This window comes from Rossellomorea sp. YZS02 (assembly GCF_033963925.1).
GTDB lineage: Bacteria > Bacillota > Bacilli > Bacillales > Bacillaceae_B > Rossellomorea.
Window position 1 is genome coordinate 46,241 of sequence record NZ_JAXBLY010000021.1, and the last position, 12,643, is coordinate 58,883.

Here is a 12,643-nt window from a genome sequence, read left to right on the forward strand (position 1 = left end):
TCTGAAAGAAAGAATCGTTAAACGAAAACGAAGATTTATGTTAAAATGAGTAAGAAAATTATTAGGAACTTAAGTAGGTGGATGAATTGAAGAAATTAAGAATTGCGATCGATGGACCTGCAGCTGCAGGTAAAAGCACTGTTGCCAAAATAGTGGCAGGGAAATTATCTTATCTTTATATTGATACCGGGGCGATGTACCGCTCTTTAACATATAAAGCTTTGACGAAGAAAGTAGATTTGCATAATGAAAGTGAATTAAATGAATTGTTGTCAGAAACCATCATTGAACTTGAACCGTCTGATGAGGGGCAGCTTGTGTTTCTGGACGGGGAAAATGTGACTGATGAAATCCGTCAGTCTGCTGTAACCAATTCAGTTTCCCATGTGGCTATTCATTCAGGCGTCAGGGAAGAAATGGTGAAAAGGCAGCAGGATCTTGCCCGGGAAGGCGCTGTCGTAATGGACGGCAGGGATATCGGTACTCATGTCATTCCTGATGCGGAAATCAAGGTATTCTTACTTGCGAGTGTAGATGAAAGAGCACAAAGGCGACACGAAGAGAACATCTCCAAAGGTTATCCATCTGATCTCGAACAATTAAAAGACGAAATTGCCCGCCGCGACAAGATTGATTCTGAAAGGGAGATCGCTCCACTAAAGAAAGCAGCGGATGCAACAGAAATAGATACCACCTCTCTTTCCATTTCAGAAGTCGTGGATCAAATCATGATGTTAGTAGAAAGGAAAGGTTAAAGTGAACCTATATACCTTTGCTAGAGGTCTTGTTAAATCGATTCTTTCTCCGTTGTACCGAATTGAAGTGAAGGGCACTGAGCATTTTCCTAAAGATGGAGGGGTCTTACTGTGTGCGAATCACATCGATAATCTGGATCCCCCCGTTGTCGGGATTTCAGCTCCAAGACCTGTGTCGTTCATGGCGAAAGAAGAACTGTTCAATGTACCAGTATTAGGGAGTTTATTGCCTGGTCTACGGGCATTCCCGGTGAAGAGGGGTATGAGTGACAGGGAAGCACTGCGAAAAGGATTGCAGGTTCTGAAAGAGGGAGATGTTTTAGGACTGTTTCCAGAGGGTACTAGAAGTAAGACAGGAGAAATTGGAAAGGGATTGGCAGGTGCCGGTTTCTTTGCTCTTCGTTCTGAAGCTTACGTGGTCCCCTGTGCCATCATCGGACCATACAAGCCGTTCAGGAAATTGAAGGTTGTATTCGGACCACCGATTGAAATGGGAAGTATTCGTGAAGAAAGATTGAACGCGGAGAAAACGACGGAGATTATTATGAAGCATATTGAAAAACTGATACACGAGCATCAATAATATAAGGTTTCCCGCTTGACAAAAAGTACTATTTATTAGAAGTTAGTAGAAAGAATATTTTAAATTGCGAAGTCTTGCAATAATCAAAATCTTTGCAGTCATGGATTAAGGAGGAGTACATAATGGAAGACATGAATGGAATTGAAGTGAAGAATCTTGAAATTGGTGAAAAAGTAAAAGGGACAGTCACTAAGGTGGAAGAGAAACAAGTCTTAGTCGACGTTCAGGATAGTAAAGTGGATGGCATCATTCCAATCAGTGAACTCTCAAGCCTTCATATCGAAAAAGCTTCTGATGTAGTCAGTGAAGGGGATGTACTTGAGTTAATCGTGACAAAAGTGGAAGAAGAACTACTGGTTCTTTCCAAACGTAAAGTGGACGCTGAAAAGGCATGGGAAGAAATGAAGGTCCGCTTTGAAAATGGCGATGTCTTCGAAGCGGAGGTCAAAGATGTCGTAAAAGGCGGCCTTGTCGTTGATCTTGGTGTCAGGGGATTCGTACCTGCATCTTTAGTGGAAGATTATTATGTCGAAGATTTCTCAGACTATAAAGATAAAACGTTAACCTTCAAGATTGTTGAATTGGATCAGGAGAAGAACCGTTTAATCCTTTCCCATCGTGCTGTAGTTGAGGCAGAAAAGCAACAGCAAAAGAAACAGCTTCTAACAGATATTGAATCAGGTGCCGTACTGGAAGGAACGGTGCAACGCATCACCGATTTTGGTGCGTTTGTGGATATCGGGGGAGTAGATGGGCTTGTTCATATTTCACAACTATCCCATGAACATGTTGAAAAGCCTTCCGACGTTGTAACAGAAGGACAAAAGGTGCAGGTGAAGGTGCTGAGCGTCGATCGGGACAACGAACGCATCTCTTTATCCATCAAAGAAACACTGCCGGGACCATGGAGTGATATCTCTGAAAAGGCGCCTAAAGGAAGCGTGTTGGATGGAGTCGTAAAGCGTCTGGTATCTTACGGTGCATTTGTTGAAGTCCTACCTGGTGTTGAAGGTCTTGTTCATATCTCTCAAATCTCCCACAAGCATATCGGTACTCCACACGAAGTACTCGGTGAGAATCAGGATGTAAAAGTGAAGGTGCTTGACGTTAACGAAAACGAACAACGCCTGTCATTAAGCATCAAGGCCCTTGAAGAAAAAGAGGAAGAAGTGACGGACTATGAAATGCCGGAAGAAAGCACCGGCTTCCAATTGGGTGAAATGATTGGAGACAAACTAAAAGATCTTAAGTAAATGGTGATGAATTGTGACGAGAGCTCAAAGAAAGCAAGATCATATCAATTATGCTTTATCGACCGGTCAGCAGCGAAGGACCGGTTACGATGAAGTGGCTTTTGTCCACCAGAGCTTACCGAATATAGCAGTAGATGAAATTCATCTGCAGACTCAAATTGGCGAACTTTCCTGGAGTTCGCCAATTTTCATAAATGCTATGACGGGTGGCGGCGGTGAGACCACTTCAAAAATCAATGAAGAACTGTCGATACTATCCAGGGAAACGGGTATGGCCATCGCAGTCGGATCTCAAATGTCAGCACTTAAGGATCCTGCTGAACGAAAGACATATGAAATTGTGAGGAAGCATAACCCTGATGGAATGGTGTTTGGGAATTTAGGAAGTGAGGCTTCCGTCCAACAGGCCAAAGATGCCGTTGAGATGATTAGGGCTGATGCATTGCAGATTCATTTAAATGTGATTCAGGAATTGACCATGCCAGAAGGTGACCGTGACTTCAGGGGTGCCTTGGATAGGATACAGGAGATTTCTGAAAGTATATCTGTCCCGGTCATTGTAAAAGAGACTGGATTTGGCATTAGTAAAGAAGCTGCAGAATCCTTGTCCCGTTCAAGGATCTCAGCCATCGATGTAGGCGGCTTTGGTGGAACAAACTTCTCAAAAATCGAAAATCAACGCCGGGAACGGATGTTGGGCTTTTTTGATGATTGGGGAATCCCTACTGCTATATCCCTAGCTGAATGCTATTCTTCATCCGATAAGCCGATCCTTGCTTCAGGTGGGATCCAAAATAGCTTAGACATCGTTAAGTCTCTAGGGTTAGGGGCATCTGCTGTAGGAATGGCCGGCGTCATTCTCAAGCAGCTTCTCGAATCGGGTCTTGAGGATACCATACATGAAGTGAATCAGATTCATACTGATATTCAGTTTCTAATGTGTGCTCTTGGTTGCAGACGGATTGAAGATCTTCATAATGTGCCAATGGTATTATCGGGTCACGTATATCATTGGCTAGAATCGAGAGGATTGAATCCCGGGGGTTATAGCAACAGAGCGTTTAATATGTAAAAGAAGGCATTCTCAGATTGAGAATGCCTTCTTTTTTTCGTGGAATATCAGGTTTGGTTTTGGTTTTTTTTGTAAAATGGCTGGATTATCTTAATAAACAGCTGGATTTTTTTTCGGATCGGCCGGATTTCCATCCATTCCCGCCAGATTCTCAACCAAAACGGCCGGATTATTACGGATTTCGGCTGGATTGACATCACCAGAAGTGTGGGCTCTGCCCAAGCCGCCTCCGCCTTTAGTGTTGTCCAGCTCCAGGGGCTTGGGGCTCGAGGTCATAAGTCAAACCAACCAAAAAGGCAAAGAGCGCCTTTCCGGTTGGTTCGCCTTATGCTTTACGCCCCAGAGCAAGCCCCTTGCGCTTTTAGTGTTGTCCAGCTCCGGCGGCTAGAGGCTCGAGGTCATAAGTAAAATCGACCAAAAAGGCAAAGAGCGCCTTTCCGGTCAATTTTACTTATGCTTGTCGCCTCTGCCCAAGCCGCCTCCGCCTTTAGTGTTACCTCTGTCTTTTTTTAGACTCTTCCGGTCCTTCCAGGCTCGTTGCTCCGTTGTAATGTAAGCCTTGATCGCGGTCTGATTCGACTCGTTTGCTTTGTTTCAGTTTCTTTTCTTGACGATCTTTACCCAATTGAAAACACCTCCCTTTTTATTTTTTCTTTGAAAAGTTTATTCATGCATGAATGAGATACATAAAGATTTTCCATAATGTAGATAATAGGAGGGGGAGAACGTTTATGGATGGGGTTTTGTATTTGTGGTTACTTTGGGGGATGTGGATTTATACTACGTTTTTGCTAAGAAAGTCTCATCCTCATCGTTTTCGGTTTTCATTTATATGTTTATTGCTTATCTGTGTTTTTCCATTTGGAATGAAGATTGGACCTATCGAAGTGACTCTTCCTATTATTGCACTTGCACTCATTTGTATCCTTTACATAAGAAATTTAAGCTTGAAACAGAAGCTATACATGCTGGTCGCGGTCGTGACGATGGGAATGCTATATGCGGGCATTGGCTTACTTTCTATTTATGACCCTGTCCTCATGTTTATGGATCGGGAATATCTTATTTCCTTAACATTTGTGTTGGTAAGTATTCTTTTTTACAGTCATTCTTCCCTTTACTTCCTTAGGTTCATCGCAATAGGGGGAAGCAGTGTGATTGGTGAATTCTTTCTTGGAATCCCGTTATACAATGTTGGATTTTCATATTCGATAGGTGGTCATCCTTACCTGGATATACTTGCCTTATCCATAGGACTGATGCTTTCATTGAAGGCAATTGGAGAGTTCAATCAATTCGTTCACATCAAGACTCAAACAAATAAGGGGGAAATGAAGAATCTATGAATGTCTATGTGTATCCGGTGATCTTTGGTGTCGTTGTAGGGACCTTGACGAGAATTTATATGCTCCGTACGGACTATCGCCAATATCCAACGTATTTGCACGGAAAGATTATACATATAGCCCTTGGGTTCATTGCAGCTGGCCTCGGCACCATCGCAATTCCAGCTTTATTGGAAGAGAATTTCACTGCGATTACGTTCCTTACCGTTGCAGCCTCTCAATTTCGCGATGTAAGAAATATGGAAAGGAACACGTTGACGGAACTGGATGCTTATGAGCTTGTCCCAAGAGGTGCCACCTACATCGAGGGAATTGCCATCGCGTTTGAAAGTAGAAATTACTTAGTGATTTTCACCTCTCTTCTGGCAACGATCGCGTATATCGTTTTTAACATTTATGCAGCCTTAATAATCAGTGCCATTTGTATGGTGCTTGCTCATAAATTGATGGCAGGCGGACGGTTGAAAGACATTGTTGACATTGAATATGTGAAGCCTCATTTTGATGGGGCGGGCCTATATGTCGATAATATTTATATCATGAATATTGGTCTTAAAGTCAGGCAGGAGGAGATCTTACGATATGGAATGGGATTTATCCTTTCACCCAAATCGTTCGATGCAAGATCGACGCTTGCCAACCTGGGTCAACGGCAGGCCATTCTCCATGATATGTCCACCTCCCTCGGGATCTTCAAAGACTCGGGAACTCCTGCATTAACACCTCTTGCCAAGAGAGATTTAGATGATGGACGTGTCGGTGTATTTGTCCTGCCACAGAGAAAGGACGTAGAAAAAGCGATTGCCATTCTCGGTCAGGTTCCGACCCTTGAGAATGCCATCAGGATGCCGTCTGAGTCGAAAGCGAATCAAGAGGGGAGTCAGTTAAAATGAGTACGACCTTACAGAAGTTCATACTGGCAACCGTGACGACCACACCTGAAAAAGTGCCAAGTGGAACAAGTGTCTTTTATTGCAAGACAGACGAGGAATTACAAAAGATCTGTGCAAACTTAGAAGCCATTCTCGATGGTATTGCACATGAAATTGATCAGGGACTTTTCATCATTGTAAAACATTGATTGCCAGTTTATTCTTTTACTGATAAAATAGTAAAGTTAGGGGGCTGTCCCATAAGGAAACAATACCTTAAGGGCCAGTCCTTCTTATGCATAGTCAATGCTGGACCTGAAAAGGCTTAAAAAGAGGAAATGTAAGAGAGGACAACTTCTTACAGAAAGGGTGAATAACGTGACAAAACCAGTAGTAGCAATCGTAGGGCGTCCGAACGTTGGGAAGTCCACGATCTTTAATAGAATTGTTGGAGAAAGAATATCAATAGTTGAAGACGTACCTGGTGTAACAAGAGACCGTATATATAGTTCTGCAGAGTGGCTTACGCATGAATTTAATATCATCGATACAGGCGGGATTGAACTGGGGAATGAACCTTTCCTGGATCAAATCAGACAGCAGGCTGAAATTGCGATAGATGAAGCAGACGTCATCGTATTTTTAACAAATGGTCGTGAAGGTGTAACGGCAGCGGATGAAATTGTAGCCAAGATCCTTTATCGATCCAAAAAACCGGTCGTTCTGGGGATAAATAAAATCGATAACCCGGAAATGAGAGAAATGATATATGATTTTTATTCGCTGGGATTTGGAGAGCCATATCCAATTTCAGGTTCACATGGACTTGGATTGGGAGATCTTCTAGACGAAGTTGTTAAGAACTTCAAGCATGAAGAAGAAGAGGACTATGCGGAAGATGTGATTAAATTTTCTTTGATCGGCCGTCCGAATGTAGGGAAATCTTCATTAGTCAACGCCTTATTGGGGGAAGACCGTGTCATTGTAAGTAATGTTGCGGGAACCACAAGGGATGCGATTGATTCTACCTATACGTATGATGGACAGGATTATGTCATCATTGACACGGCAGGTATGAGGAAAAAAGGGAAAGTGTATGAAACCACTGAAAAATATAGTGTGTTGAGAGCCCTCAGAGCCATTGAGCGTTCAGATGTCGTCCTTTCCGTCATTGACGGTGAAGAGGGCATCATTGAGCAGGATAAGAAGATTGCAGGATATGCCCACGATGCCGGCCGCGCTGTGGTGATTGTCGTGAATAAGTGGGATGCCGTGGATAAAGACGAGAAAACCATGAACAAATGGGAAAAAAATATCCGTGAACATTTTCAATTCCTTGACTATGCTCCTATCGTATTTCTTTCTGCAAAAACAAAGAAGCGTATCCATACACTGCTGCCGATCATTAATACGGCAAGTGAAAATCACGCCATGCGTGTTCAATCAAGCGTGTTGAACGAAGTGGTCATGGATGCGGTTGCAATGAATCCGACACCGACGGATAATGGTAAGAGACTCAGAATTTATTATGCGACACAAGTAGCTGTAAAGCCTCCTACATTCGTCGTGTTTGTAAATGATCCTGAATTGATGCACTTCTCTTACGAACGATTCTTGGAAAATAGAATTCGCGATGCATTTGGATTTGAAGGAACTCCTATTCGTATTATTGCCCGTGCTAGAAAATAATAAGGTGGGTGTAAAAAATGGAAAGTTCAAAAAACGTAACGGTAGTTGGAGCAGGCAGCTGGGGTACGGCTCTTGCGATGGTGCTTGCTGATAATGGAGTGGAAGTCAGGCTTTGGGGCCACAAGAAAGAACAAATCGATGAAATCAATTCTAAGCATACCAATCAAAAGTATTTGAAAGAGATCGAGCTCCCGGAAGCCATTATAGGGTATCACGACCTTGGTGAGTCTTTGGATGGCGTTGATACGATCATTCTGGCTGTCCCTACGAAAGCTATCCGCGGAGTCCTGGGACAAATCCAGGAGGTGCAGCGGGCACCCTTGACCGTTGTTCATGTGAGTAAGGGGATCGAACCCGATTCCCTCCTCAGGATTTCGGAATTGATCGAGGATGAGATGGCGCCTGAGAATTTACATACTGTAGTGGTATTGTCAGGGCCGAGTCATGCAGAAGAAGTGAGCTTAAGGCATCCTACTACTGTGACTGTGTCTTCAAAGGATATGAAGGCTGCTGAGGAAGTTCAGGACCTGTTCATGAACATGAATTTCCGTGTGTATACGAATCCTGATATTCTAGGAGTCGAAATTGGTGGAGCGTTGAAGAACATCATCGCCCTCGCTGCAGGTATCACTGACGGCCTGGGGTATGGAGATAATGCGAAAGCCGCTTTGATCACTCGCGGACTTGCAGAAATTGCGCGTCTCGGAACAAAAATGGGGGCCAATCCATTAACATTCTCGGGTCTGACCGGTATCGGCGATCTTATCGTTACGTGTACAAGTGTCCACTCAAGAAACTGGAGAGCCGGGAATATGCTCGGGAAGGGACATAACCTTGATGAGGTTCTGGACAACATGGGCATGGTCGTAGAAGGTGTGCGGACGACGAAAGCGGCACATCAGCTGGCAAAGAAGTTCGAAGTGAAAATGCCGATTACAGATGCACTATATGATGTCCTTTTCAATAAAGTGGAGGCTAAAGAAGCGGTTGACCATTTAATGGGCCGGGTGAAAACCAATGAAATGGAAGATCTGGTGAATATTCTTGGTGAGCGATTGAACTGATTTTGAAATGAAAGGGAAGACATCCACAGGGGATTTATGATAAAAGTAGAATAAATCCTCGGATTATGGGCATTCGAGGATGCGAACGCTGTTGCTGTTGCATACACTGTCTTGAATATATACAGCTACAGCTTTAGCTTTGCCTATGGATGGGTAGGTCTCCCTTATTAAGAGCTCCTTGAGTGTTTTGACGATCCTGTTTAAACACTCAAGGAGTTTTTTTTATATAGTGTTGAACCATAAGGTTTGTAGCAGATTCATGAACAACCATTCTTTTCTATTCTTTAGTAAAAATCTTATGATATAATACATTCGATAACAGGAGGGATGTACTTTGGATTCAATGATGAAGATGTGGATTTCATTTGCATCGATGGGGTTCATGTTTTTTGCCATATTAACGATCTATTTCAGCAGGTATAAGATCAAGCAGAAATTCCTGCGTTTTATTACAGCTTTCATGGCATACATATTGATGATCGCTGGTGGCCTCATGATGGTTTATATAGTATTCAGCGGACCCACCAATTAGGATCCGCCCGATTGAAAGGACGTTTTAGATTGAAGCGCATAAGTATAACAGCAATTCTTCTCATTTTAACGATGAGTATGCTTTCCGGTTGTTTGTATCCGGACGAAGAGTTGAGTCAGAATCAGATTCCTTATGAAACCCAGGTAAAGGCTGTACAAGATGCAGTAGACACCTATCAGAAAGATCAAGGCGGCTTGCTTCCGATCAAGACCAGGGATCAGGAGACTCCGATTTATCAGAAATATCCGATTGATTTCAGGAAATTATCACCACAGTACTTACCTGAAATCCCCGGGAATGCGTTTGAAAACGGCGGGATATTTCAATATGTCCTCGTAGATGTGGAAGAAGATCCGAAGGTTAAGATTTTCGATCTTCGAATGGCAGAACAAATCAGGGAATTGAAAATCAGGATTCAGGCTCAAGATTATCCTCCATTCAAGGAGGAAGTAGCAAACAATGTCTATACATTGAATTATAAGGAGCTTGGATATGATGGTGAAGTGTACGTAAACAGCCCCTTTTCAAATAAAAATCTTCCCCTTGTCATTAATGGGGATGGAGACATTTTTGTGGATTACTCCATAGACTTATTTGCAAAACTCAAAAACAATGATCATCCATTCAAAAATGGGGACGATATCAGAAATTTACTAGTGGAAGGCTCCTTTTTTGTACCTGCGTACTCATTACCTTACACGGTCAATGAAAATAACGAACCTGTCTTTATGACAAAATAGGCATAACCCTTTTCTTGCAAAATATATTGTAAGGGAAGGGTTATTATTTTTATGTCATCCTTTATAGGGTTTTTTCATCAAAACAAATGATCATAAATGCTTAAGACATAATAAATTTTTTACTTTTTATCATAAGGGGGGAAAAAAAGCATATTAATAGTCATAAGTCATTGGGACAACATCATAACTATAGAATGTGAGACACAGAATACACGGATGAAACATCCCTGGAATATAAGATGGGAGGGAATCTCTTGGAAAGAGTCGATCTATTTAAAGACATTGCCGAAAGAACAGGCGGAGATATCTATTTAGGTGTTGTAGGAGCAGTAAGAACAGGAAAATCAACATTCATCAAGAAGTTCATGGAACTTGTGGTCCTTCCTAACATCGCAAGTGAATCAGAGCGTGCAAGAGCGCAGGATGAGTTGCCTCAAAGTGCAGCAGGCAGGACCATCATGACGACTGAACCTAAATTTGTTCCGAATCAAGCCATCTCTGTTCACGTCGATGAAGGCCTCGAAGTGAATATTAGATTGGTAGATTGTGTAGGATATACGGTCCCTGGTGCCAAGGGATATGAGGATGAGAATGGACCTAGGATGATTAATACACCATGGTACGAAGAGCCTATTCCATTCCATGAAGCAGCTGAGATCGGCACGCGGAAAGTCATCCAGGAACACTCCACGATCGGTGTGGTTGTGACAACGGACGGCTCCATCGGAGAAATTGGCAGGGGAGACTACATTGAGGCAGAAGAAAGGGTCATAGAGGAACTGAAAGAAGTAGGTAAACCTTTTATCATGGTCATCAACTCAGCAAGACCTCATGCTCCTGAAACAGAAGATCTCAGAGTGAAACTTCAAGATAAATATGACATACCGGTCCTTGCCATGAGTGTAGAAAGTATGAGGGACTCGGATGTACTGAATGTCCTGAGAGAAGCGCTATTTGAATTCCCGGTTCTTGAGGTGAATGTCAACCTTCCAAGCTGGGTAATGGTACTGAAAGAAGAGCATTGGTTAAGACAGAACTATCAGGAAGCCGTGAAAGAAACAGTCAAGGATATTAAGCGTCTCCGTGATGTGGACCGTGTTGTCCATTACTTCAGTGAATTCGATCATATCGAGCGGGCGGGACTTGCCGGTATCGATATGGGTCAGGGGATTGCTGAAATTGACTTGTACGCTCCTGATGAACTGTATGATGAAGTCCTGAAGGAAATTGTAGGGGTTGAAATTCGAGGGAAAGATCATCTCCTGGAATTAATGCAGGATTTCGCCCATGCGAAAGCGGAGTATGATCAAATCTCCGACGCGTTAAGAATGGTTAAGCAGACAGGATACGGTATAGCAGCTCCTTCATTGAATGACATGAGCCTCGATGAACCGGAAATCATCAGGCAAGGTGCCAGATTCGGGGTCAGCTTGAAAGCCGTTGCTCCATCGATACACATGATTAAAGTGGATGTTCAGTCAAAGTTCGAACCAATCATCGGGACAGAAAAACAAAGCGAAGAACTGGTGCGCTACCTGATGCAGGATTTCGAAGATGATCCACTATCCATTTGGAATTCCGACATCTTCGGAAGAAGTTTGAGTTCCATCGTAAGAGAAGGAATACAGGCGAAATTATCCCTGATGCCTGAGAATGCAAGATATAAACTCAAAGATACGCTAGAAAGAATCATTAACGAAGGATCAGGTGGATTAATCGCCATCATATTATAAAATATCTTGACCTTCTTAGGAAGGTCTTTTTTTATGGTTGCTCCTTTGGGATCCTTTTTTGTATTTAGATTTGGATAAAGTTTGCAAGGCATATCGGTGTGGAATGTTCGGAATCATGTTGTATATTTATTAATTCAATTTCGGGACGAATCAGGATCCGTTACTCTTGATGAAACGTGGATCCCTTGATACATATAGGTTTGATGGGGAATCATCATAAGAAAATCTAGTCTTACCCCTATGCGTTTCTGATGGAAATATCGGTATCGATGTTTAACGGATTCCAAGGTTGGGAAGTTAGATAGAGTACATGAAGAAGAGAGGGTATCAGTTGCAGTCAATCGAAAGAAGTGATAGGTTGAATAGAGTGCAAGGATAAAGGGCTGACGGGTGATTCTATTACATTTATGTTTCAAATAAGAAAAGATTCCCATTATTTCTTGATTTGTTCTTGCTAAGGTTAATCTATTGTGATAATCTTTTAACAGAATTGTTGTTGAATCTTGATTCAGCAACGTTTTCAAGCGTTTTTTCTATACTTTATGTATAGAATTCGCTAAAGTTGTTTACTAATGATATTAAAGTAAATGAATCATGACTGAGACATTTCCTTGGGAGGAGGTGAATGGCATGAATAAGACAGAACTAATCAATGCTGTTGCAGAAGCTGCTGAGCTATCTAAGAAGGACGCTACTAAAGCGGTTGACGCTGTTTTCGATACAATTCAAAATTCACTTGCAAACGGTGATAAAGTACAATTAATCGGATTCGGTAACTTCGAAGTACGTGAGCGTGCAGCCCGTAAAGGTCGCAACCCACAAACAGGTGAAGAGATCGAAATCTCAGCTAGCAAAGTACCTGCTTTCAAACCAGGTAAAGCGCTTAAAGAAGCTGTAAAATAATTACATACTTTGAGCGTAACGAAAAGGTCGCATAATTATGCGGCCTTTTTTGTTTTCTCATTTATAGTATGAAATGTCCTTCTGAAAATTATGTATGAAGT

General features: G+C 42.4%; 15 protein-coding genes. 13 read left to right on the plus strand and 2 right to left on the minus strand.

What is annotated here, in order from left to right; genetic code table 11:
* Window positions 1-86 precede the first annotated feature (86 nt).
* From cmk to fni, 4 genes are all read left to right on the plus strand, one after another.
* Window positions 87-755, plus strand: a complete 669-nt coding sequence (gene cmk, locus SLH55_RS18725) for a (d)CMP kinase (RefSeq protein WP_257475081.1) — start codon at window positions 87-89, stop codon at window positions 753-755.
* Between the two features lies 1 nt (window position 756).
* Entirely contained in the window at window positions 757-1,338 is a 582-nt protein-coding gene (locus tag SLH55_RS18730; protein ID WP_219168355.1) for a lysophospholipid acyltransferase family protein, read from the plus strand.
* 119 nt (window positions 1,339-1,457) lie between these two features.
* Window positions 1,458-2,591 (plus strand): 30S ribosomal protein S1, encoded by a 1,134-nt coding sequence (gene rpsA / locus SLH55_RS18735; protein ID WP_219168617.1) that lies wholly within the window; start codon window positions 1,458-1,460, stop codon window positions 2,589-2,591.
* Between the two features lie 13 nt (window positions 2,592-2,604).
* On the plus strand, window positions 2,605-3,663 hold the full coding sequence (fni, locus tag SLH55_RS18740; protein ID WP_219168354.1) for a type 2 isopentenyl-diphosphate Delta-isomerase: 1,059 nt from the start codon (window positions 2,605-2,607) through the stop codon (window positions 3,661-3,663).
* Window positions 3,664-3,753: 90 nt separating this feature from the next.
* Here the strand turns inward: fni and SLH55_RS18745 are convergent, their stop codons facing one another.
* Both SLH55_RS18745 and SLH55_RS18750 read right to left on the minus strand, forming a co-directional pair.
* Window positions 3,754-3,939, minus strand: a complete 186-nt coding sequence (locus tag SLH55_RS18745) for a hypothetical protein (protein WP_320324231.1) — start codon at window positions 3,937-3,939, stop codon at window positions 3,754-3,756.
* A gap of 217 nt (window positions 3,940-4,156) precedes the next feature.
* The gene (locus SLH55_RS18750; protein ID WP_219168353.1) at window positions 4,157-4,288 is read right to left on the minus strand and encodes a YpzI family protein; all 132 of its coding nucleotides are present in this window, start codon (window positions 4,286-4,288) and stop codon (window positions 4,157-4,159) included.
* Window positions 4,289-4,610: 322 nt separating this feature from the next.
* Here SLH55_RS18750 and SLH55_RS18755 point away from each other — a divergent pair, with 322 nt between their 5' ends.
* The 9 genes from SLH55_RS18755 (at window position 4,611) to SLH55_RS18795 (ending at window position 12,542) form a co-directional block, all read left to right on the plus strand.
* Window positions 4,611-5,009 (plus strand): hypothetical protein, encoded by a 399-nt coding sequence (locus SLH55_RS18755; protein WP_320324232.1) that lies wholly within the window; start codon window positions 4,611-4,613, stop codon window positions 5,007-5,009.
* Window positions 5,006-5,902, plus strand: a complete 897-nt coding sequence (locus SLH55_RS18760) for a YIEGIA family protein (protein ID WP_219168351.1) — start codon at window positions 5,006-5,008, stop codon at window positions 5,900-5,902. Before SLH55_RS18755 ends, SLH55_RS18760 begins: the two co-directional genes overlap by 4 nt.
* Window positions 5,899-6,090 carry a capping complex subunit for YIEGIA gene (locus SLH55_RS18765; RefSeq protein ID WP_219168350.1) on the plus strand — a complete coding sequence of 64 codons (192 nt, stop codon included), beginning with the start codon at window positions 5,899-5,901 and terminating at the stop codon, window positions 6,088-6,090. The genes SLH55_RS18760 and SLH55_RS18765 overlap by 4 nt, the downstream gene beginning before the upstream one ends.
* 169 nt (window positions 6,091-6,259) lie before the next feature.
* A complete protein-coding gene (der, locus tag SLH55_RS18770; RefSeq protein WP_219168349.1) occupies window positions 6,260-7,570 on the plus strand; it encodes a ribosome biogenesis GTPase Der in 1,311 nt (436 codons plus the stop codon).
* 17 nt (window positions 7,571-7,587) lie between these two features.
* Window positions 7,588-8,634: an NAD(P)H-dependent glycerol-3-phosphate dehydrogenase gene (locus tag SLH55_RS18775; RefSeq protein WP_219168348.1), complete on the plus strand. Its 1,047-nt coding sequence runs from the start codon at window positions 7,588-7,590 to the stop codon at window positions 8,632-8,634.
* Window positions 8,635-8,977: 343 nt separating this feature from the next.
* Window positions 8,978-9,166, plus strand: a complete 189-nt coding sequence (locus SLH55_RS18780; protein ID WP_219168616.1) for a DUF2768 domain-containing protein — start codon at window positions 8,978-8,980, stop codon at window positions 9,164-9,166.
* Between the two features lie 29 nt (window positions 9,167-9,195).
* On the plus strand, window positions 9,196-9,906 hold the full coding sequence (locus SLH55_RS18785) for a hypothetical protein (RefSeq protein ID WP_257475078.1): 711 nt from the start codon (window positions 9,196-9,198) through the stop codon (window positions 9,904-9,906).
* A 254-nt stretch (window positions 9,907-10,160) separates the two neighbouring features.
* Window positions 10,161-11,639: a stage IV sporulation protein A gene (spoIVA, locus tag SLH55_RS18790; protein ID WP_034758333.1), complete on the plus strand. Its 1,479-nt coding sequence runs from the start codon at window positions 10,161-10,163 to the stop codon at window positions 11,637-11,639.
* Between the two features lie 630 nt (window positions 11,640-12,269).
* On the plus strand, window positions 12,270-12,542 hold the full coding sequence (locus SLH55_RS18795) for an HU family DNA-binding protein (RefSeq protein WP_034758336.1): 273 nt from the start codon (window positions 12,270-12,272) through the stop codon (window positions 12,540-12,542).
* Window positions 12,543-12,643: the final 101 nt, after the last annotated feature.